Origin of the sequence: Cellulomonas sp. PhB150, from assembly GCF_003755175.1 — a bacterium.
Taxonomy (GTDB): Bacteria; Actinomycetota; Actinomycetes; order Actinomycetales; family Cellulomonadaceae; genus Cellulomonas.
Genome location: NZ_RKHX01000004.1, coordinates 455641 through 476443, shown reverse-complemented (window position 1 = coordinate 476443; position 20803 = coordinate 455641). Strand labels below are relative to the sequence as shown.

General features: G+C 74.7%; 21 protein-coding genes. 12 read left to right on the top strand and 9 right to left on the bottom strand.

Going from position 1 to position 20803, the window contains the following annotated elements; translation table 11 throughout:
• The first annotated feature begins 46 nt into the window (after positions 1-46).
• From EDF34_RS15325 to EDF34_RS15300, 6 genes are all read left to right on the top strand, one after another.
• Positions 47-958 (top strand): ABC transporter ATP-binding protein, encoded by a 912-nt coding sequence (locus tag EDF34_RS15325; RefSeq protein WP_123372355.1) that lies wholly within the window; start codon positions 47-49, stop codon positions 956-958.
• Entirely contained in the window at positions 955-1656 is a 702-nt protein-coding gene (locus tag EDF34_RS15320; protein ID WP_123372354.1) for an ABC transporter ATP-binding protein, read from the top strand. The genes EDF34_RS15325 and EDF34_RS15320 overlap by 4 nt, the downstream gene beginning before the upstream one ends.
• Positions 1649-4819, top strand: coding sequence for an FtsX-like permease family protein (locus tag EDF34_RS15315; protein ID WP_123372353.1), 3171 nt, complete (start codon positions 1649-1651; stop codon positions 4817-4819). Before EDF34_RS15320 ends, EDF34_RS15315 begins: the two co-directional genes overlap by 8 nt.
• Positions 4816-7557 carry an FtsX-like permease family protein gene (locus EDF34_RS15310; protein WP_123372352.1) on the top strand — a complete coding sequence of 914 codons (2742 nt, stop codon included), beginning with the start codon at positions 4816-4818 and terminating at the stop codon, positions 7555-7557. The genes EDF34_RS15315 and EDF34_RS15310 overlap by 4 nt, the downstream gene beginning before the upstream one ends.
• Before the next feature lie 87 nt (positions 7558-7644).
• A complete protein-coding gene (locus EDF34_RS15305; RefSeq protein WP_148076655.1) occupies positions 7645-8466 on the top strand; it encodes an META domain-containing protein in 822 nt (273 codons plus the stop codon).
• Positions 8467-8521: 55 nt separating this feature from the next.
• Positions 8522-9385, top strand: coding sequence for a CPBP family intramembrane glutamic endopeptidase (locus tag EDF34_RS15300; protein WP_370450082.1), 864 nt, complete (start codon positions 8522-8524; stop codon positions 9383-9385).
• A gap of 15 nt (positions 9386-9400) precedes the next feature.
• Here EDF34_RS15300 and EDF34_RS15295 read toward each other — a convergent pair whose 3' ends face one another.
• Genes EDF34_RS15295 through EDF34_RS15280 form a run of 4 tightly spaced genes read right to left on the bottom strand, consistent with a single transcriptional unit; the run spans position 9401 to position 11861 of the window.
• Positions 9401-10105 (bottom strand): RraA family protein, encoded by a 705-nt coding sequence (locus tag EDF34_RS15295; RefSeq protein WP_123372350.1) that lies wholly within the window; start codon positions 10103-10105, stop codon positions 9401-9403.
• 8 nt (positions 10106-10113) lie between these two features.
• Entirely contained in the window at positions 10114-10551 is a 438-nt protein-coding gene (locus tag EDF34_RS15290; RefSeq protein WP_123372349.1) for a VOC family protein, read from the bottom strand.
• 30 nt (positions 10552-10581) lie between these two features.
• On the bottom strand, positions 10582-10941 hold the full coding sequence (locus tag EDF34_RS15285; protein WP_123372348.1) for an immunity 8 family protein: 360 nt from the start codon (positions 10939-10941) through the stop codon (positions 10582-10584).
• Positions 10942-10946: 5 nt separating this feature from the next.
• Positions 10947-11861 carry a DUF4157 domain-containing protein gene (locus EDF34_RS15280; protein WP_158615101.1) on the bottom strand — a complete coding sequence of 305 codons (915 nt, stop codon included), beginning with the start codon at positions 11859-11861 and terminating at the stop codon, positions 10947-10949.
• A 309-nt stretch (positions 11862-12170) separates the two neighbouring features.
• Here EDF34_RS15280 and EDF34_RS15275 point away from each other — a divergent pair, with 309 nt between their 5' ends.
• The 3 genes from EDF34_RS15275 (at position 12171) to EDF34_RS15265 (ending at position 14219) form a co-directional block, all read left to right on the top strand.
• A complete protein-coding gene (locus tag EDF34_RS15275; protein WP_123372346.1) occupies positions 12171-12920 on the top strand; it encodes an MBL fold metallo-hydrolase in 750 nt (249 codons plus the stop codon).
• Positions 12921-12936: 16 nt separating this feature from the next.
• Entirely contained in the window at positions 12937-13494 is a 558-nt protein-coding gene (locus EDF34_RS15270; protein ID WP_123372345.1) for a dihydrofolate reductase family protein, read from the top strand.
• 95 nt (positions 13495-13589) lie between these two features.
• Positions 13590-14219 (top strand): hypothetical protein, encoded by a 630-nt coding sequence (locus tag EDF34_RS15265; protein ID WP_123372344.1) that lies wholly within the window; start codon positions 13590-13592, stop codon positions 14217-14219.
• Between the two features lie 15 nt (positions 14220-14234).
• On the opposite strand, the gene EDF34_RS15260 is transcribed toward EDF34_RS15265, so the two are convergent.
• The 3 genes from EDF34_RS15260 to EDF34_RS15250 are packed head-to-tail and all read right to left on the bottom strand — an operon-like array spanning position 14235 to position 16342.
• Positions 14235-15101: an N-acetyltransferase gene (locus tag EDF34_RS15260; protein WP_123372343.1), complete on the bottom strand. Its 867-nt coding sequence runs from the start codon at positions 15099-15101 to the stop codon at positions 14235-14237.
• A gap of 55 nt (positions 15102-15156) precedes the next feature.
• Positions 15157-15630 carry an ATP-binding protein gene (locus EDF34_RS15255; protein ID WP_199737924.1) on the bottom strand — a complete coding sequence of 158 codons (474 nt, stop codon included), beginning with the start codon at positions 15628-15630 and terminating at the stop codon, positions 15157-15159.
• 55 nt (positions 15631-15685) lie between these two features.
• Positions 15686-16342 (bottom strand): bifunctional 2-polyprenyl-6-hydroxyphenol methylase/3-demethylubiquinol 3-O-methyltransferase UbiG, encoded by a 657-nt coding sequence (locus EDF34_RS15250; RefSeq protein WP_123372342.1) that lies wholly within the window; start codon positions 16340-16342, stop codon positions 15686-15688.
• A 134-nt stretch (positions 16343-16476) separates the two neighbouring features.
• Between EDF34_RS15250 and EDF34_RS15245 the strand changes: the two genes are divergently transcribed.
• Both EDF34_RS15245 and EDF34_RS15240 read left to right on the top strand, forming a co-directional pair.
• Positions 16477-17073 (top strand): dihydrofolate reductase family protein, encoded by a 597-nt coding sequence (locus EDF34_RS15245; RefSeq protein ID WP_123372341.1) that lies wholly within the window; start codon positions 16477-16479, stop codon positions 17071-17073.
• Positions 17074-17145: 72 nt separating this feature from the next.
• Positions 17146-17526, top strand: a complete 381-nt coding sequence (locus tag EDF34_RS15240) for a YciI family protein (protein WP_123372340.1) — start codon at positions 17146-17148, stop codon at positions 17524-17526.
• Between the two features lie 9 nt (positions 17527-17535).
• Here the strand turns inward: EDF34_RS15240 and EDF34_RS15235 are convergent, their stop codons facing one another.
• Positions 17536-18180 (bottom strand): response regulator transcription factor, encoded by a 645-nt coding sequence (locus EDF34_RS15235; RefSeq protein ID WP_123372339.1) that lies wholly within the window; start codon positions 18178-18180, stop codon positions 17536-17538.
• The gene (locus tag EDF34_RS15230; protein WP_148076654.1) at positions 18177-19448 is read right to left on the bottom strand and encodes a sensor histidine kinase; all 1272 of its coding nucleotides are present in this window, start codon (positions 19446-19448) and stop codon (positions 18177-18179) included. The genes EDF34_RS15235 and EDF34_RS15230 overlap by 4 nt, the downstream gene beginning before the upstream one ends.
• 153 nt (positions 19449-19601) lie before the next feature.
• On the opposite strand from EDF34_RS15230, the gene EDF34_RS15225 reads away from it, so the two are divergent.
• Entirely contained in the window at positions 19602-20795 is a 1194-nt protein-coding gene (locus tag EDF34_RS15225; protein WP_123372337.1) for an NAD(P)/FAD-dependent oxidoreductase, read from the top strand.
• Positions 20796-20803: the final 8 nt, after the last annotated feature.

The following is a 20803-nucleotide window of genomic DNA, read 5'->3' as shown; positions in this document are numbered from 1 at the left end:
CGGGGCCTAGTCTGCGTCTGCAGATCATCCGACGAGGGAGCCGGTGATGTCCGACAGCACGCTCGAGGCCCTGGGCGGCCGTACCGCACCCTCCGCGCAGTTCGGCCACGACGCGCTCGTCGTCTGCGACAACCTCGTGCGGATCTACCAGACCGGCAGCGTCGAGGTGCAGGCGCTGCAGGGCCTCGACCTGCTCGTGGACCAGGGCGAGATGATCGCCGTCGTCGGCGCCAGCGGGTCCGGCAAGTCGACGCTCCTCTCGCTCCTGTCGGGCATGGACGCACCCACGGCCGGGCGCGCGCGGGTCGGCCGCTGGGACCTCATGGCGATGCACGCGCGGGACCGCGTGGCGTACCGCCAGCAGATGGTCGGGTTCGTGTGGCAGCAGACGTCGCGCAACCTGCTGCCGTACCTGACGGGCCGCCAGAACGTCGCGACCCCGATGACCTTCACGCACCGCCGGCGCCGGGCCGCGCGTGCGGACGAGCTGCTCGACCTGCTCGGCGTCGGGCACGTCGCCGACCGGCGACCGCACGAGATGTCGGGCGGTGAGCAGCAGCGCGTCGCGATCGCCACGGCGCTCGCCAACGAGCCGCAGCTGCTGCTGGCCGACGAGCCGACGGGCGAGCTCGACACCGCGACGTCGCAGGAGGTGTTCGACGCGCTGCGCACCGCGAATCGTGAGGCCGGCACCACCGTCGTCGTGGTCACGCACGACCCCTCGGTCAGCGCGCAGGTCGAGCGCACCGTCGCGATCCGCGACGGGCGGACGAGCAGCGAGGTGCTCCGCCGGGACTCCGGCGGCGACGTGACCCATGAGGAGTACGCGGTGATGGACCGGGCGGGCCGGGTGCAGGTCCCGCGCGAGTACCGCGAGGCGCTCGAGCTGACCCGCCGGGTGCGCCTCGCGCTGGAGGGCGACCACGTCAGCGTCCGTCCCGACGGGGCCGGACGGTGACCGCCGGCGCCGGCGCGACCGTTCGTCTCCGCGGCGTGCACCGCACGTTCGGCCACGGGCGTGCGGCTGTGCACGCGCTGCGGGGAGTCGACCTCGACGTGGCACCGGGCGAGCTCGTGGCGCTCGTCGGCCGCTCCGGCTCGGGGAAGACGACGCTGCTCAACGTCGTCGGCGGCCTCGACCGGCCCGACGAGGGCAGCGTGCTCGTCGACGGCACCGAGGTGGCCACGCTCACGGAGGACGGGCAGGACGAGCTGCGTCGCGAGCGGGTGGCGTTCGTGTTCCAGACGTTCGGGTTGATCCCCGAGCTGACGGCGGCCGAGAACGTCGGCCTCCCGCTGCGCCTGCACGAGGCCCCGGCGGCCCAGCGCGAGCGTCGCGTCGAGCTGCTCCTCGAGCTCGTCGGGCTCACCGCCCACGCGTTGCAGCGGCCCGACGAGCTGTCGGGCGGCCAGCAGCAGCGCGTCGCGATCGCGCGCGCTCTCGCCGCGTCGCCACGGCTGCTGGTCGCCGACGAGCCGACCGGGCAGCTCGACAGCGAGACCGGGCTCTCCGTGATGGCGCTGATCCGCGGCGTCGTCGAGGCCGAGGGCATGACCGCTCTGGTCGCGACGCACGACCCGGTGATGATCGCGCTCGCGGACCGCGCGGTGCACCTCGTGGACGGACTGCTGGTGGAGGACGTCGGGCATGGGTGAGCTCGTCCGGCGGCGCGCGCGTGCCCAGCTGGGCGTGCTCGCTGCGGTGCTGGCCGTGATGGTCGCGGGCGCCGCGCTGGTCGGGGTGTGCGTGGCGCTCACGACGGCTGCGCCGCAGCGGGCCCTGCAGGTCGCGGTCGTCGACGCGTCCGCCGCGGACGTCCAGGTCGGCGTCGCACTCGGCTTCCCGGACGGCACGGACGACTCCGAGGTCGACGCGCGGGTCACCGCGACCGCACAGGACCCGAGCGCCGCCGTCGCGCAGGCGTCCGCGCTGCTCACGGGCACGTTCGGGGACCTGCCGACCACGGTGACGACGTGGTCGTCGACGATCATGCAGTACCTGCCCGTCACCAGCGGCCCCCTGCGGCTGGCGTACCTCGCCGACCTCGACGTCCCGGACGCGCGAGGCACGGTCGTGGCAGGGCGTTGGCCGACCGCGCCCGGCGAGGTGGCCCTGCCCGTCACGGCGGCCAAGGCGCTGGGGCTGGACGTCGGCAGCTCGACGACCCTCGCGGCCGAGCCGGGTGGCAACGGCTCGACGTTGACGCTCGTCGGGACGTTCACGCCCCGCCCCGGCGCCGCGTGGGAGGAGGACCCCCTGACGGGCAGCGGCACCAGCCCGAACTACCGCGGGTTCATCACCGCGTACGGGCCGTTCGTCGTCGCGCCCGGTGCGCTCGCCACGAGCGACGTCCCGTTCCGGCGGGTCGCGCTGCGCGTCCAGCCCGACCTGGCGGGCGCGAGCGCCGCCGACGTCGCCCGCGCGGGTGAGACCGCCGACGCACTGAGCGCCGAGCTGACGAGCGCGCTCGGCGACCGCGCCCAGAACGTCGTGGTGGACCTGCCGTTCGCGCACACGCTCGACGGCGCGCGCGAGCAGCGCGGCGTGACCAGCTCGGGTGTGCTGGCCGTCGCCCTGCTCGGAGCCTCGCTCGCCGCGACCGCGGTGCTCCTGGCCGCCCGGATGATCGCCGCACGACGAGCGCCGGAGGCTGCGCTGCTCGTCGCACGCGGTGCGAGCCGGGGGCGACTGGTCGCGCAGGCCGCCGCGGAGGCCGGGGTGCTCGTCGCGCTGTGCGTCGTCCCCGCGACGGCGCTCGCGCTGGGGCTGTTCCACGTCCTGAGCGACGCGGTCGGTCTCGGCCCGGCCGGCATCACCGAGGACGGGCTCGTCCCGCTGGTCGTCGCCGTCACCGCCGTCGCGGTCACTCTCGGCGCGCTCCTGGTGCTGCCGTGGCTGCGCACCCGGCCGGCGCGCGCGGGCCGCGACGACCGGATCGGCGTGGTGGCACGCTCCGGAACCGACCTGCTCCTGCTCGCGTTCGCCGTGCTCGCCTACCTGCAGCTGCGCGACCACGGCGTCGCGACCGGTGCTGTGGCCGACCCCGTGCTCGTCGTCGGCCCCGTGCTGTTCCTGCTGGCGGGCGCGGCACTCGCGCTCCGTCTGCTCCCGATCCTCGCCCGGCGCGCCGACGCGCGTGCCACCGCGGCCCGCTCGCTGGCGCTCCCGCTCGCCGCCTGGGGGGTGGCCCGCCGTCCGCAGGGCACCGCGGCGGCGTTCCTGGTGGTGCTGGCGACGGCGTGCGCGACGTTCGGCGTCGGGTTCGCGGCGACGTGGGCGCAGTCGCAGCGCGACCAGGCGGCGGCGACGGTCGGCACCGACCTGGCGGTCGCGGCGCACGTCGACACGCTGGGCGGCGGCGCGGCCCTGCGCGCGGCGACCGGCGGGCGCGTCAGCGCGGTCACCAGCCGGCCCGTGACGCTCGGCTCGCGTGCGCTACCGGGTGACGAGGCCGTGCGGCTGGTGGCGGTCGACACCCGGGACGCCGACGAGCTGCTGCGCGGCCGGCTGCCCAGCGGTGACTGGGCCGGGGCCACCGCGGGCCTGGCGCCGCCCGAGCCGCTCGGTGGCGTGCTGCTCACCGGTCGCAGTGCTGACGTCGTCGTGGCAGGCCACGTCGGGGACGGCCTCCCGATGAACGTGTCGCTGAGCATCGTCGTGCAGGACGCCACCGGCGCGGGTGCCGCACTACCCGCGGGGGTCGTGGCGCTGGACGGCGCGCGCCACCGGCTGACCGTGGCAGTCCCGCCGGGTGCACGCGTGGTCGCCGTCGACGCCCACCTCACGGCGGCAGGCGGCGAGCAGGACGTCGACCAGGACGTCCGGGTGCCGGTCGCCGTCGACGTGACGCTGCTCGACGCGACCCTCTCGCCCGGGACCTGGTCCGCGGCGGTCCCGGCGACGACCGACTACGTGGCAGCGTCGCTGAACACCATCACGTCCGAGACGGTGCCCGACGGGGTGCGCCTGAGGCTCGAGGGCACCGCGTCCCTGCCGGGCCTGTACTGGAGCGACGGCGTGCTGACCGCGCTCGCGTTCGACCCCGTCGAGGACGTCCCGGTCGTGGTCTCGCAGCGCCTGGCCGACGAGCTGGGCCTCGCGGTGGGCGACGGCGTGCAGCTCTCGCTCGGGGTGGTCCCGCTGCAGGCGAAGGTCCGGGGCATCGTCGCCTACGTGCCGTCGCAACCGCGCGCGGCCGCCCTCCTCGCCGACACGGACACGCTGTCCCGCGCGGCGCTCAGCCACGGCAGCCTCGGCACGCTCACCGACGCATGGTGGGTCGGTGGGGCGATCCCCGCGACCGCCGTCGCCGAGCTCGAGGCGCAGGGCGTCGGCCCGGTCACCGCGCGCGCGGCAGTGGCCCACGAGAGCGTCGACGGCCCTCTGCGTGCGGCTCAGCGCGCGGCGATCGCGCTCCTGGTGGTCGCGGCCCTCGTGCTCGCGATCGCCGGCACCGCCCTGCACTCCACCACGGCGCTCGACGCGCGTGAGGTGGACGTCGCCCGTCTGCGCGGGCTGGGCGCGTCGCGGCGGACCGTTCGCACGGCGGTGCTCGCCGAGCAGGGCGTCCTCACCGGGGTGCCGATCCTCGCGGGCGCCCTCCTGGGCGCTCTCGCCTGCTGGGCCGTCGGCCCCCTGCTGGCGATCTCCGCCGAAGGGCTCCCGCCCGTTCCCGCAGCCGTCGCGGTCTGGCCGTGGCCAGCCCTGGTGGCGACGGTCTTCGCCCTGCTGCTCGGCTGCGCCGCCGTCATCGTCCCGCTCGCTGCCCGAGCCGTGCGCCGGGCGACGATGGCCCGACTGCGGATGGACGCGACGTGACGACCGGCTGGCGCGCGGCCCGCGCCGACCTGTGGCCGCTGCTCGTGACGATGCTCGTCGTCGCACTCACCGTGGGGATCACGGTCGCGGTGCCGACGCGCCTCGGCGAACGGGCCGACACCGCGGTCCGGACGGCCGTCGCGCTGGCGGACCCCCCGGCCGACCTGGTCGTCACCTCCACCTACGGCCCCGGCAACTCCGACGCGACCGCCGACGCGACGGACACGACGTCGAGCGTCGACGACGCCGCGCGCGCGATGGTCGCCGCGATGCCTCGGTCGCTGCGGCCCGTGCTCGGGCCGCCGACCGCCGCCGCGAGCAGCACCGAGCTCGGGATCAGCACCGCGCGGCTGCCCGCCGGAGGCGTCCTGTGGATGACCTACCTGTGGGCCGGCCACGAGCCCGCCGTCCGCTGGGTCTCGGGTGCCGCGCCGGGCCGGCCCGGGGACGACGGCGCCGTGCAGCTCGGGCTGTCCGAGGCCGTGGCGCAGTCCCTGGGTGTGAGCGCCGGCGACGCGGTGCAGACCATCAAGCCCGACCGCTCGGTCGTGCCGGTCCTGGTCACCGGGGTCTTCGAGGCGCTGGACCCGCACGACCCGGTGTGGGCGGCGCGGCCGGAGGTGCTGCGGCCGACGGTCGGCGGCCCGAGCACCGCGCCGACGACCCTGGTGGCGGGACTGCTGTCCGCGGCGTCGCTGCCCGCGGCCCGCGCCGCGCTCGAGGCGGACGGCGTCACCCGCACCTTCCGCTTCCCCGTGGATGCGCAGGCGCTCGACCACGAGCACTCCGCGGCGCTGGTCCGGCAGCTCGCGGCGCTCGAGGCGTCGCCCGACGTGCTGCACGCCCCCGGACCCGCACCGCGGGTCACCACGCAGCTCGACGCCCTGCTCACCCAGGCCGGGGAGCGCGTCGCGGCCACGTGGTCGCAGGCCACCGTGCTGCTCGCCGGGCTGGCTGGTGGCGCCCTGCTGGTGCTCCTGGTCGCAGCGGACCTGCTCGCACGCCGCCGGTCCGAGGCGCTGCGCACGGTCCGTGCTCGCGGCGCCACCCTCGCCGGCATCGCCGGGCGGGCCGCTGCCGAGTCGGCGGTGGTCGTCGGCCTGGGGGCTGCCGTGGGCGTGATGGTCGGGCTCCTCGCGGCGCCCGGCCCCGTGACCTGGGTCTGGGTCGGGCTCGTGGCCGTCGTCGGCGTGCTCGCACCGCCCTCGTTCGCCGCGTGGACCGCCGCACGGAGCGAGGCGCGACGGGTCTCGACCGATCGGCACCAGCGTCGGCTCGCGCGGCGCGTCCGCACCGTGCGACGGGCGGCGTTCGAGATCGCGCTCCTCGTGCTCGCGGTCGCGGCGTTGGCCGCCCTGCGCAGGCGGGGCGCCGTGTCGGCGTCCGGCCCCGCGGACCTGGTGCTCGCCGCTGCGCCGGTGCTCGTCGCGGCGGCGGGGGCGCTCGTGCTGTGGCGAGCCGTCCCGCCGCTGCTCGGGGGCGTGCTGCGCGTCGCCCGGGGGTCCCGCCGGGCCGGCCCGCTGCTGGCCGTGGCCCGGGCGCGGTCCACGAGCGCTGCGCTGCCCTTCGTCGCGCTCGTCGTGGTCGCGTCCCTGGCCGTGCTGTGCGGCGCGCTCGCGGGCACGGCGCGGGCGGGGCAGTCGGCGGGCTCGTGGGATGCCGTCGGGGCGGACGCACTCGTGCGGACGACGACGCCCGACCCGTCCCTGCAGGTCCTCGCGAAGACGGTGGCCGGGGCCGACGGCGTCGAGGCGGCGGCCGCCGGCCGGGTCCAGGCGCGCAGCCAGCTCTTCGGGGTGCCCGGCGTCGACGAGGTGCGCGTGCTCGCCGTGGACCCCGCGACCTACGAGACGCTGCTGAGCCGGACGCCGTTCGGCGCCGCGCCGGAGCTCGCCGTCCTGTCCGACGCCTCGCAGGCCGCGACCACGGGCGCGGCACCCGGTCGGCTGCCCGCACTCGTGGCCGCAGACCTGCTGGGCAGTCGTCCCTCCCTGCGCTGGGGGGACGTGACGATCGACCTCGATCCCGTGGGCACCGTCCCTGCCCTCCCGGCGGCGACGCCCGACGGCGCGCCCGCGGGAGCGACCGTCGTCGTGGACCGCGCCGCGCTCGCCGCGGTGGTCACCGCAGTCGCCACGGAACGGGCCCGGAGGACGGGCGGCACGCCGCCTCGTGCCGGGCAGGCGGTGGCCGACCCGAACACCGTGTGGGTGGTGGGACCCGGTGCCGCGGCGGCCGCGCGGACCGCCAGCGCGGAGTCCGGTGGGCTCGTGCTGGCCCGTACTCAGTGGCTCGCCGACCATCGATCGGACCCGCTGGTCTCCGGCCTGCTGATGCTCGTCGCCCTGGTCGCCGCGGCGTGCGCCGGGCTCGCGGTGCTCGTCGTCGTGCTGGACGCCGCCGCCTCGGCACCCGGTCGCGGCCGGTCGCTCGCGACGGCTCGCGTGCTGGGCCTGCGTCGACACGACGCGGCGCGGGTCGCGGTGGGTGAGCTGGTGCCGCCGACGCTGGTCGCGGCCCTGGGGGGCACGGTGCTCGGCGTCGTGCTGGCCGGTGCGATCGTGGCCCCGCTGGCGCTGCGCCTGGTCACCGGGCAGTCGGGGAACCCCGCCGTGGCGGTGCCGTGGTGGGCGCTCATGCCGGCCGTGCTGCTGGCGGCGACGGTGTTGGTCGTCGTCGCCGTCGAGTCCACGTCCCGTCGGCGCGAGTCGCTCGGCCAGGTGCTGCGCGTGCGGTGAGGAGCTGTGGTCGACCGAGGCGTGCAAGACGGCGCGCGCTCAGCACACAGACCAGTCGAGGGGGTGGGCGGCATGCGTGCACATCGCGTGGCTGTCGTTGTGGTGGCGATCGCGGCCGCGCTCGCGGGATGCGCAGGGCCCGAGAAGCCGGGAGCGCCCGTCGAGACCACGGCGGCCGTTGCCAGTCCTGCCGCCCTCGTGGGCCTGTGGCGCGTCTCGGACGCGGAGGGCGAGGATGACGACACCTGGTTGCGCCTCGACGTCCGTGACCTGACGGTGCTGCGTCCCTGCGGGGGGATCTTCGGTGAGTGGGGCGCCACCGACACGCGGTTCATCGCGGCGACCTATGGCTGGTCGTCGGCGTGCAGCGGCCGCCGGCCCGAGGTCGCGTGGCTCGACGACGCCGCCCGGTTCGAGCTGACCGCCGACGGGGCACAGCTGCTCGACGCGGCGGGCGCTGTCGTGGCCTCTCTGACCGTGGACGGGGACCCCGGTCACTACGACGACATGTCCGGCAAGCTCGTCACGGCCCCGACCCCTGCGCCGTCCGATCTGGCCCGGTTCGACGAGCCGGCCCCCCTCGCTGCAGAGCTGTCGCCGGCCACCCCGGAGTCCATCGTCGGAGCCTGGGTACCCGAAGGGCTCGTCGTCGAGACAGAGCCGGGCGTCACGTTCGAGGCCACGGGCCGCTACTCCGCCTCCGACGGATGCAACGGTGGTCATGGCGCCTGGGCGCTGGAGCAGCACGGGCGGTTCCTGGCGACCACCAGTCCAACCACGGCGGCGGCGTGCGACGGTGCACCCGTCCCGTACGCCCTGGCAGACGCATTCCGCGCCGGGTTCGACGGCGAGACTCTCGTGCTGCTCGACCAGGGCGGCGCGGAGCTCGCCCGGTTCACGCGCGCCTAGGCGACGCGCCCGCCAGCGGTCGCGCGCCGCTCCCTTCGTCCGCAGACTGCATCCCGTGGACACTCTCCCGGCCGGCCCACGCACCCGAGCCCCGTCGCCCACGCTCACGGCGACGCCCCGCGAGGCGGCGCGCGTGCTGGCCGCCGCGCTGGTCTGCGGGTCGGCGATCCTGCTCTTCGCGGTGCACGTGCGCCCGGCCGGCTACCTGCCCCTGGTCCTCGGCGTGGCCCTCGGGTTCGCGGTGGACCGTGCGCTGGGCCGGGAGCTGGCCCTCGTCGGCCTGGGCATGGCCGTCATCACGACGATCTCGCTCAAGGCGGATCTCTCCGACGCGGGGATGCTCCGCTTCACGGTCGCGCTCGCCGGTGCGGTGCTCGTGCCGTACGTGCTGTCGCGGTTCGTCCTGCGGCAGGACGTCATCCGTTTCCCGCTGCGCACCGGACGGCGGTGGAGCCGCACCCAGGTGGTCTACCTGCTGGTCGTCGTCGTGCTGGCCTACCTGCTCCTGCCCTGGTACTTCCTCGGGTCCGGCGCCTACGAGAACTGGCCCACGGTCGACTCGTCGCAGGAGGTCGCGCGGCTGTTCGTCGGCGTCAACGCGGTGGGGATCTGGGACGAGCTGTTCTTCGTGTGCACCGTGCTCGCGCTGCTGCGGGCGCACTTCCCGTTCGCCCTGGCGAACGTGCTGCAGGCCGTCGTCTTCGTCTCGTTCCTGTGGGAGCTCGGGTACCGGGAGTGGGGGCCGCTCCTGACCGTCCCGTTCGCGCTCGTGCAGGGGTGGATCTTCCGCAGGACCGCGTCCCTGACCTACGTCGTGACGGTCCACCTGCTGTTCGACCTCGTCGTGTTCATGGTGCTCGTGCACGCGCACCACCCGGACGTGTTCGACGTGTTCGTCACGGCCCCGGCGGCCTGGTAGCCGAGCGGCTGACCGTCACTCCTCGATCGCGGCGTCGAGCGAGCGCAGGTGCTGGCGGAAGGTGACGCCGTCGCGATCCCGCACGGCGAGGTAGTCGGCGAAGGCGGTCTGCTCGCGCAGGCTGGTGCCGAGCTGCATGCGGGCGGCCTGGCGCCGTTCGGTGTCGCGGATGCGGACGGCCACCTCGGCGATCTGCGCCGCCCGGTCGGTCGGCAGGAACACGACGCCGTCGTCGTCGGCCAGCACGACGTCGTCGGCCGTCACGACGTGCGCCCCGCACGACGCCCGGGTGAGCGCGTCGGGAGGCTGGGCGTCGAGCCGCTCCGGGCCGTTGGGGTAGGCGCCCAGGCTCAAGATCGGCACGTCGATCGCGCGCAGCTGCGCGGTGTCGCGGTGCAGGCCCCAGATGACGATCCCCGCGAGGCCGGCGTTCGCGACCTCGAGCGCGACCAGGTCGCCGACGCAGGCCTCGTCGGTGCGGCCGTCGTTGTCCACCACGAGGACGTCTCCCGGTGCGGCCAGCTCGAGCGCCTCGAGGAACACGTCGACGCTGCCGACGTGCCGAGCCGGGCGCGCGTGACCGACGACGTGCACGCCACGCCACAGGGGTCGGACCGCCGCCGGCGCGCACCGGACCGGGACGGCGAGCCGCAGGCACGCGTCGGCGACGTGGGCGGTCGTCAGGTCCGCGAACGTGGTGTGCAGCGCCCGTGCATCCATGTCCGCACTCAGCCGTTCGTCAGTGCCTCGGCGAGCATCACCAGGATCCCGCTGGGGCCGCGCAGGTAGGTGAGCTTGTAGACGTCCTGGTAGGTCGCCACGCCGCGCAGCGGGTAGCACCCGTGCCTGGCGGCGATCTCGAGGGCGGCGTCGATGTCGTCGACCGAGAACGCGACGCGGTGCATGCCGATCTCGTTCGGCAGCGTGGGCTCGGTCTCGATCGCCTCGGGATGGAGGTACTCGAAGAGCTCGAGCTGACCGTGGCCGTCGGGCGTGCGGAGCATCGCGATCTTGGCGTGGTTGCCGTCGAGCCCGACGGCCGTGTCGGTCCACTCCCCGCTGACCGTGTCCCGGCCGACGACCGTGAGGCCGAGGTCGGTGAAGAACGCGATCGCCGCCTCGAGGTCGCGGACCGCGATGCCGACGTTCTCGAGCTTGATGGGCATGCCCGCATGCTACCGATCGGGCGTCCCGGGCTACGGGGTGTAGTCCTCGAACTCCCAGTGGCCGACGCGCGCGAGCTGGGCCGCGAGCCCGTGCCAGTCCGGCGCCTCGAGCGACTCGACGTGCTCGCGCAGGAAGGCGACCGCGCCGGCCAGGTCGAGGGTCTCGACGACCAGCAGGTGGCGACCGAGCTGCGGTCCGTGCTCGGCGACCGAGTCGCTCAGCCATGCCGGGGTGCAGACGAGGACGTCGAAGGACTCCTCGCCGGGGCCGTCGGCGGGCCCGATCATCAGCCGCACGCGGACCCCGTCGTTCGTCGGGTCGGCGGGGGTGTAGGCGTCGATCTCGACGTCGTCGTCGAGGCTGTAGGTCTCGCGCAGTGCAGCTCTCATGGCCCCTAGTCCGTGATCGTGAGGTGGGCGTTGGAGGCCCACAGGTCCTTGTGCGGTCGCTTGGCCGGCGGGCCCGACTCGAAGTTGGCCTGCGTGGTCGGGCCGTCGGGGTGGCTGGGTTTGAGCGTCGGCGGACGATACCGCTTCTGCCCGTCGGCGCTCACCCACTGGTTGCCGCCCGGCGAGGCGGCGAGGCCGGTCCACAGCAGGCCGGCCTCGTCGGAGCGCGCGCGCGTCGCGGACCCGATGCCGAAGTTCCGGCCGCCGCCACCTCCGGCGGCGGCCGCGACGATCTCGGCCGCGGTGAGCTCGGCCGGTGCACCGCCGTCGGCGTCGTCACCGTCCTCAGGAGCGCGCCGGACCGCCGTGGCCCGCGCCCCGCCCTCGTCGAGGACGTGGGCGATCTCGTGCGCGAGCACGTGCTCGCCGTGCGCGTCGCCCGGGTCCACGCCGGCACCCAGGAACACGTCGTTCCCGACGGTGAAGGCCTTCGCTCCGAGCGCCGAGCTGTGCTGTGCGGCCGACGGGTCGTCGTGGACTCGCACGTGGCCCAGGGAGGTCCCGAAACCCGCCTCCATCCGCTGCCGGACGGCCTCGGAGAGCGGTGCGCCGCGACCGAGCCGGCTGGAGATCTGGTGGCCCCGTCCCGCCTCGACGGCACCGCCCGAGCGGCCGACCTCGGCCGGGGCTGCGGAGGGCCGCGCGCCGCCGGACCTCGGGGCGCCACCGAATCGTCGCAGTCGCGACAGGACCGAGGTCGCCCGCGTCTCGGCGGCGACCTCGGCGGGGTCGTCGGCGTGCCCGACGGTCAGCCCGGCGAGGGGTGCCGGGTGCGGGTGCCGCGCTTCCGCGTGCTCGGTCGTGGACGCCTCTGCCTCCCGCGGCGGCGCGGAGATCGTGAGCTGCTCGTGCCGTGTCATGGTGCCCCCTGTCGACGTGCGTCCTGCCAGCATCCTCGGCAGCGGGAGCGCCCACCTCCGTACTTTCTACGCAATCAGGACACGCCTACGGCTGCCGAGGCTCCTGGGCTGCGGCGTAGGCGGCATCCAGCCGCTCGAGCGGGCCGGGTCCCTCGTGCGCCCACGGGTGCCGGTGCCGCGGGTGAGGATCCCCGCCTCGACGAGCCGCGCGAGTAAGGTGCAACCACTATCGGGACGAGGGGACATGGGTCGCCTCCTGGACGCGATGAACGCGTCCCTCGACGTGCTCGACGAGCGAGGAGTCCGCTGATGCTGCGGGAGGTCGCCCCGGGCGTGCTCGTCCACGAGAGCCGGTTCATGCAGAGCAACGCCGTGGTCGTGCAGGGCGCGGCCGGTGTCCTGCTCGTCGACCCCGGGGTGCTCGACGACGAGCTGGCCGGGATCGCGAGCGACCTGCGTGAGCAGGGGAGCACCGTGACGGCGGGCTTCTCGACGCACCCGCACTGGGACCACCTGCTGTGGCACGCGGGGTTCGGCGGCGCGCCCCGGTACGGCACGGCCGGCTGCGCGGCAGCCATCCAGGCGCGGCTGGCGGACCCGGGCTGGGAGGCGTTCGTCGCCGGGATGATCCCGTCGGACCTCGTCGAGCAGGTTCCCCTCGGCGACCTGTTCGGACGCGTCGTCGGCCTGGCCCCCGGGACCGACCGCGTGCCCTGGGACGGGCCCGGCGTCCGGATCGTCGAGCACCGGGCACACGCACCCGGTCACGCGGCCCTCCTGGTCGAGGAGCGCGGCGTGCTCGTCGCGGGCGACATGCTCTCCGACGTCCTCGTCCCGCTCCTCAACCCGTTCGCCACCGACCCGATCGACGACTACCTCGCCGCGCTGCGGCTGCTCGAGGATGCGGCGGCCGACGCGGACGTCGTCGTCCCCGGGCACGGGTCCGTCGCCCGGGCCGACGAGATCCGCGCACGGATCGAGCAGGACCGGGCCTACCTCGACGCGCTGCGCGACGGCCGCGACCCCGTGGACCCCCGGCTCAGCCCGAGCCGGGACTGACCTCTCGGAGGAAGCGATGGGCAAGCTCGTCTACTCCATGATCACGTCGCTCGACGGCTACGCGGAGGCCGCGCAGGGCGACCTCGGCACCGGGGCCGACGACCAGGAGGTGCACACCTTCGTCGGCGACGTCTTCCGCTCCGTCGGCACGTACCTGTACGGCCGGCGCATGTACGAGACGATGGTGTTCTGGGAGACCGCGCACTCCCTGCCCGACGCGCCGCCGCACATCGTGCAGTACGCCCGCGACTGGCAGGCCGCCGAGAAGGTCGTCTACTCCACGACGCTCGAGCAGGTCACCAGCGCCCGGACCCGGATCGAGCGGGCGTTCGACCCGGACGAGGTCCGCCGGCTGAAGGCCGCGTCCGACCGGGACCTCACCGTCGACGGCCCGAACCTCGCGGCCCAGGCGATCAGGGCCGGCCTCGTCGACGAGTACCACCTGTTCATCACGACGAGCGTCGTCGGCGGGGGCAAGCGGTTCTTCCCCGACGGCGTGCGCCTGGACCTCGAGCTCGTCGAGCAGCGGTCCTTCGTCAGCGGACTCATCTACGCGCGATACCGGACCCGCTGAGGCGGACCCGTCGGATTGCACCCGGTCTGGTGCTCAGGTTGGCCGCCCGAGGCGTCGATGCAGTGGCGAGGCGAGAGCGACCAAGGACGGTAGCCATGGCACACGCGTTGGACGACGCATTCCCGGCGGTAGCGCGCCCACCCGCGGCAGGCGACGCCGCCAAGCTGAACGACGAGATCGGGCGGCTGTCGCAGCGACTGCTGCGCGCCCAGGAGTCCTACCAGCAGGACTTCTTCGGTGGTGAGGCCGAGGTGCCGCTCGACGTGCAGCTCTCCGTGATCGAGACCTACACCGCGCGGCTCGAGACCCTGAACGAGCAGCTACGGAGGCTCGACACCACGGTGCCCGAGCAGCGGGCGCCGCAGGCACCCCGGGCCGCCCCGGCACCGGCGGCAGCGCCCGAGCCTCGGATGCCCCAGCCCGCGGCTGCGCCCGAGCGCCGGGCCGCGCTGCCGGGACCCGGGATCACGAGCCCGGACGGCAGCCCGCTGGTCTGCGACGGAAGCCTCGTCCGGACCGAGGAGGCCGCGATGGGCGAGTACGTCCGGTACGCGGCCGAGCAGCGCTGGGTCGCGACGACCCGTCCGTCGCTGGCCGCCGGGTACGACGCCATCTGCGACGTCCTCCTGGCCGCGCTGGCGCACAAGCACGGCGTCCCGGTCGAGGAGGAGCGCGAGTCCCTGGTCCGGCACGTCAACGCGCGCTACCGCCGCGACTACGGGTGATCGACGACCCCGGAGTCAGGCGTCGCGCGATCGGTCCTGCCGCTCCGGGAGCGCCCGGAACCCCGCCGACCGGTAGGTGGCGACGGCTGCCGTGCGTGCGGTCTCGGTGCAGACGAGCGCGCTCGACGCCCCCATCCGTCTGAGCTCGGCCGCCGCGGCGACGCAGATCGACCGCCCGTGGCCGCGACCGCGGTGGTCGGCATGGACGCCCATCGGTTCGAGCAGCCCCGGCTTCCCCTCTCCCGCTGACCACACCGTCACGCCGGCGACGGCCACGCCGCGGGCGTCGCGGGCGAGCAGGCACCGTGCGTCCGCGAACGGCAGACCGGACGCCATCTCGCGCCACAGGTCGTCGGTGAACCGCGGGCTGTCCCACGCCGAGCGGTGGACGGCGGTGAACGCGTCCGGGCGGTCCGCGGTCACGACCTCGAGCCGGAGCGGCGTCGCCTCGACCGGCTTGGCGAGGTCCCGTGAGAGGGGCGTCCAGGACTCGCCGGCGCCCCAGCCGAGCTCGGTGAGCAGGTCCTGCACCCGGCTGCCGTTCGGCGCCTCGACGGCGACCTTGCCCGCCGGCAGGACGCCCCGGGACGGGTCGCCGAGGTCTGCGACCACGCGGTGCGCCAGCGTGTCGTCGCGCCAGGCCGGGGGAGCGACGGTCGCGCGCAGGACGTCCGGGCCGTCGAGGAAGCCGATCGCGAGCAGCTGTCCGTCGCGGCTCCAGGTCCGCACCGCTGCCGCGACCGCCTCCGCGCCCCACCGCCAGTGCCAGCCCAGGTCACCGGGGTGCAGCTGCATCGGGGACGCGTCGTGCTGCCACGCCCGCAGGGCGGTGACGACGCCCGCGAGCTCGCCGACGTCCGGTGTCCTCAGCTCGATCGCCACGTCAGCGATCAGACACCCGCGTGCCGGGTGGACGCACGTGAATTGCCTGGTGGCGCTACGCGCGGATCTCGGCCCAGATGACCTTGACGGTGTCGGTCCGGTACCAGCCGACGTCGCGCGAGAGGCGGCGCGCGATCTGCAGCCCGAAGCCGCCCTCACCCGGCGGACGGTCACCCGCGATGCGGGGCTCGCTGCCCAGGTCGTGGTCGGCGACGGTGAGCAGGAAGCTCGTGCCGTCCTGGAAGAGCTGGACGATCGTCGGCGGCCGTCCGTGCTTGATCGCGTTCGTCGCGAGCTCGGAGGCGACGAGCACCAGGTCCTGCGCCACGCGGTCCAGGTCGCGGTCGGCAGAGGCGTGCGCGCGCGTGTTGATCTCGGTCCGCAGCGCGTGACGGAGCCCGGCGAGCTCGCTGACCGAGTCGACCACCCAGCGGCGCGCCGGCACGAAGTTGGCGGGCGGGCGCGAGGCCCGCAGCCCGCCGTCGAGGGTCGAGCGCGCGTCGGAGGAAGCGTTCGGCGGCGTGATCACCCGCCCGACCGTAGGCGACGTGCCCGCGGATCGCGCGTCGAGCACGGTGCGCGTGTCACGACGGTCTGCGGAACTCCGCGCGCCACGTGCGGGAGCGCCCGCGCGGTCCCGAGACGGCGAGCTCGTCGATCGAGACCGACTCCAGCCCCTCCGTGCCGAACGCCTCGATCTCGGACCGGGTCAGCGGCCAGGGCGGCCCGTCCTCGTCGGGCTCGTCGGCGACGGCCTGGATCACCAGCAGGGTGCCACCCGGCGCGACCAACGAGCGGACTCCTGCGGTGAGCTCGCTGCGGACGCTGCGGTTGACGGCCTGGACCGTGTAGATCTCGACGACCAGGTCGAAGCCGCCTCGCCACTCGTGCGGGAGGTCGAGCAGGTCCCCGACGGCGTAGGTGACGGAGGACCCGGGGTGGCGTGCGCGGGCCGCCGCGACCGCCGAGGCGGAGACGTCGAACGCCGTCGTCCGGTAGCCGAGCCGGGACAGGTGCTCGGCATCGGCGCCGAGGCCGCAGCCGACGACGACCGCGGACCCGAGACGGTCGTCGGGCGCCCACGCGGCGAGGGTCGGGTGCGGGTTGTCGTGGTCCCACGGCGTGGTGACCTGGCCGTCCGTGGCCGACGCCCACAGGGTCTCGAACCAACCGGTCGGGTCGGACGGGTCGACGTTGCCGAGGCGGTCGGCCTCGCGCTGCCAGGGGCGGGGCTCGTTCATGGGATTCGACCCTAGCCCGAGGGATCGGCGGCTCCGGCTCCGCTGGGGCTGCCGATGTGTCCGATCCGCGCGATTCTGCTCGTAGGAGACACAGGCGGCGGTCGCCCAGACCGCCCGGGTGCGAGGAGAGTCCGATGAGCAAGGTCGTCGCGATCATGTCGATGTCGCTGGACGGGTTCGTCGCGGACCCCGACGACGGCGTGGGCGAGGTGTTCGACTGGTACTCCGGCTCGGGCGACGTCGTCATCGAGACCGGTGGGTCGGACTCGATGACGTTCAGCATGTCCGCACCGAGCGCCCAGCACTTCCGCGACCTGACCTCCCGGCTGGGTGCCGTGCTCACCGGCCGCCGCACGTTCGAGGTCGCGCAGGGCTGGGGCGGGAACCACGCGTGGGGACCCGCCTTCGTCGTCACCCACGAGGTGCCTGCCGGGTGGCCGCGGCCCGGCTCGACTGTCCACTTCGTCACGGACGGCATCGCGAACGCCGTCGAGCAGGCCAAGGCCGCCGCGGGCGGGAAGGACGTCGGGGTGCACGGCGCGGACACTATCCAGCAGCTGTTGAACGCGGGGCTTCTCGACGAGCTCAGCATCGACGTCGCCGCCGTCCTGCTGGGTTCCGGGGTCCGCCTCTTCGACCACCTCGTCGGCACGCCCGCCGTCCTCGGCGACCCGACGGTGACCCAGGGAGTCGGCGTCACGCACCTGCGCTACCCCGTGCGGAAGAAGTAGCCCCACCGTGTCGATCTCTCGTGGTCGACTTCGTCATAGGGACGTCACCACCCTCGACCAAGGAGCCCCGCGATGAAGTACGTGATCCTCATCCACGCCGACCCCCAGCCCTGGGGCCACCCGACGACACCGCTGACCGCCGAGGGCCGAGCGGTGGCCACCGACGACCTCGCGGCGATGGACAAGGAGTTCGAGGCGCTGCTCACGGAGATCTCCGCGTCGGGCGAGCTCGTGACGGCCGAGGCCCTGGCCGCGCCCCGGGAGTCCACGATCTTCCGGTGGCGCAAGGGCGGCGCGAGCGCGAGCGAGGGGCCGTTCGCCGAGGTGCAGGAGCAGCTGGCCGGGTTCTTCCTCATCGACGTCGCCACGCGAGAGCGGGCCGAGGAGATCGCGGTGCAGTTCGCCGGCCCCGGGAGCCCGGCCGAGCTGCGGCCGGCCTTCGTCTGGGAGTGAGCCCGAGTCTCAGCGCACCAGCCCGCTGTCGTAGGCCGCGATGACCAGCTGGACGCGGTCGCGGCAGCCGAGCTTGCGCAGGACCTCCGAGACGTGAGACTTCACGGTCTGCTCGCCGATGAACAGCGCGTCGGCGATCTCGGCGTTGGAGAGCCCGCGCGCGACAGCGAGCAGGACCTCACCCTCCCGTGGCGTCAGGGTGTCCAGTGCGGGGTGCGATCGGGCGGGCGCCCGGCGCGCCGCGAAGTCGTCGACGAGTCGGCGCGTGACCTGGGCACCCAGGAGCATCGAGCCGTCGGCGACGAGCCGGACGCCCTCGATGAGTCGCTCGGCGGTGACGTCCTTGAGCAGGAAGCCGCTCGCGCCGGCCCGGAGTGCGTCGTACACGTACTCGTCGAGGTCGAACGTCGTGAGGATCAGGATCCGGGTCGCCGGGTGGTCGGTGGCGATGCGAGCGGTCGCGGCGATGCCGTCGAGCACCGGCATGCGGATGTCGACGACAGCCACGTCCGGTGACGTGCGCGCGACGAGCCCGAGCAGCTCCCTGCCGTCGCGTGCGGTGCCGACGACGTCGACGTCGGGTGCGGAGCCGATGATCGAGGCGAAGCCGTGCAGCACCACCGGCTGGTCGTCGGCGATGACGACCCGGGTCACGCGGCGTCCGCCGCGTCCTCGTCGACCCGACCGGACGTCGTGCGGTCCGCCGGGATCGGCAGCGTGACGACCAGGACGAACGAGCCGTCCTCGATCCCCGCGCTCGTGGCTCCCCCGAGCGCCTCGACGCGCTCCCGCATCCCGAGGAGGCCGCGGCCGGGCAGGATCTCTCCGGCGTGCTCGGCCGCGTTGGTGACGCGCAGGCCGACGACGTCGGCGACGGTCGAGACGACCACCTCGGTGAGGGCGCTGGGGGCGTGGCGGCGGGCGTTGGTGAGCGCTTCCTGAGCGGCGCGGTACAGGACGTAGCCCTGGGCATCGGGCACGTCGCCGCAGTCTCCCGAGAACGTCACGCGCTGCCCGGCTGCCTCGGCCTGGGCGACGAGCTCTGCGATGTCGCACGCTGTCGGCTGCGGTGCTCGCGCCGCGCCGTCCGTCCGTTGCAGGACGGTGAGGACCTGCCGCAGCTCGTCGAGCGCGGCACGCGCGTCGCCGGCGATGTCGCCGAGCACGCGCCGCGCGTCGTCGCCGATCTCCGGGTGCGAGTAGGGCGCCGACTCGGCGCGCACGGCCACGAGCGAGACGTGGTGGGCGACGACGTCGTGCAGGTCCCGTGCGAGGCGTGCGCGCTCGACGGCCACGGACTCGACCTCCAGCGCTCGCCGCTCGGTCGCGTCCGCTCGCACGCTCCGCAGCGCCGACCTGCGGACGAGCCGGACCACGACGGCGACGCCGACCACGAGGACGACCGCGACGGTGTAGGTCACCGCGGCCTCCACGCTGCGCCCGCCGTCCCAGTCGCCGGCGTTGACGAGTCCGATGGGGAGGACCGCCGGCGTCCCGCTGAACGCGTAGAGCCAGGCCGTGGCCAGCGTCGCGACGCCCGGCACCACGGCGCGCACCCAGGAGTCCTGCACGACGAGGCAGGTGATCATGAGCAGCGCGAGCCACCAGCCCCAGACGAACGTCCCGAGCAGCGGGATCGCGACGAACGGCCAGAGCGCGAGGATCGTCGCGGTCACCGGTTGACGGCGGGCGATGAGCACGGCAGCGACGCAGCTCAGGCCGGTCACCGCGGCGATGAGCTTGAGCAGCGAGCCGTCGTCCCACCAGCCGGCGGCCTCGAGCCGCGACGCGGCATCGGCGTTGTCAGGCAGCACGATCGGCGAGGTGAAGATCAGCAGGCCGAGAAGCGTGGCCATCACCGCGGACGGGACCCAGGCGTCGCGGCGCTCGCTGCTGCTCTGAAGGGCGTCTGTGCGGCTCATGGCCACGATCATGGCCGGTGGCCGAGCGGGCGGACCACCCACCTGCGAGGGAGATCGAGTCCCCCCGTGCCGGGGGACCGGCTCTGCTCACCGCGCGCCGCGACCCGCCCCGACATACCGTGACTGGCCCCGACCCCCGGAGCTGGTCCGACCATGAACGGTCCTCTGCACCACGACGTCCTCATCGTCGGCGGCGGCAACGCCGGCATCTCCCTCGCGGCGAAGCTGCGCAGGGACGGCTGCCGGGACGTCGCGGTGATCGAGCCGAAGGCCGTGCACGAGTACCGGCCGATGCTCTCCTACGTCGCCGGCGGCATGGCGACGCTCGAGGACCTGCGTCGGCCGCAGGCGGACGTGATCCCGCCCGGGGTGCGGTGGTACCGCGACGCGGTCTCCGGGATCGATCCGGAGCGCTCGGCCGTGCAGCTCGCGACCGGCACCGAGCTGACCTTCACCGACCTCGTCGTGTGCCCCGGCTCGCAGGTGGACTGGGACGCGATCCCCGGTGCGCAGGCGGCGGTGAGCACGGTCCGCGCGTCGACGAGCTACGTGCCCGAGCCGGCGGTCGACACCTGGACGATGCTCTCCGGCCTGGTCGCAGGCACGGCGGTGTTCGCGATCTCGGACCGCCACGTGCCGTGCGCCCCCGTCGGGCTCAAGCCGCTGTTCCTCGCCGCCGACCACTGGCGGGCGAAGGGCCTCCTGGACGCGATCACGATCGAGCTGGTCGTCGAGAGCGACCGCCTCGTCGACCTCGAGCGGTCCGACCACGACCTGCGGGCGATCGCCGCGGGCTACGGCATCCGGGTCCGCACCGGCGCCGTGCTCGAGTCCGTCGACGCCGCCTCGTCGACCCTCCGGATCCGGACGCCGGCTGGACCGGACGAGCTGCGCTACGACGCGCTGTACCTGGCACCCCCGCACCGCGCGCCGGGGTGGGTCGCGGGCAGCGGGCTCGCGTCGCCGACGAGCGAGGGGTTCCTCGCGGTCGACCCGCGCACGCTCCAGCACGTCGACCACCCGACGGTGTGGGGGCTGGGCGACGTCGCCACGGTCGACGCGCTGCCGTCGGGCGGCGCGCTGCGCAAGCAGGTGCCGGTCGTCGCCCACAACATCGCGGCGCGTCGGACGGGCGCGACGATGCGGACCTACGACGGGTACTCGATCGCACCGGTCACGACCTCGCGGCGCGAGCTGCTGCTCGCCGAGTTCGACCGTGACGGCCGACCCGAGCCGACGATGCGCGTGCCCGACCTGGCCCGCCCGCGCCGCAGCCTGCTGGTCTTCGACCGTTACGTGGAGCCGCAGGTGTACTGGCGACGGCTGCTTCGGGGAAAGGTCTCGTGACGGAGCGA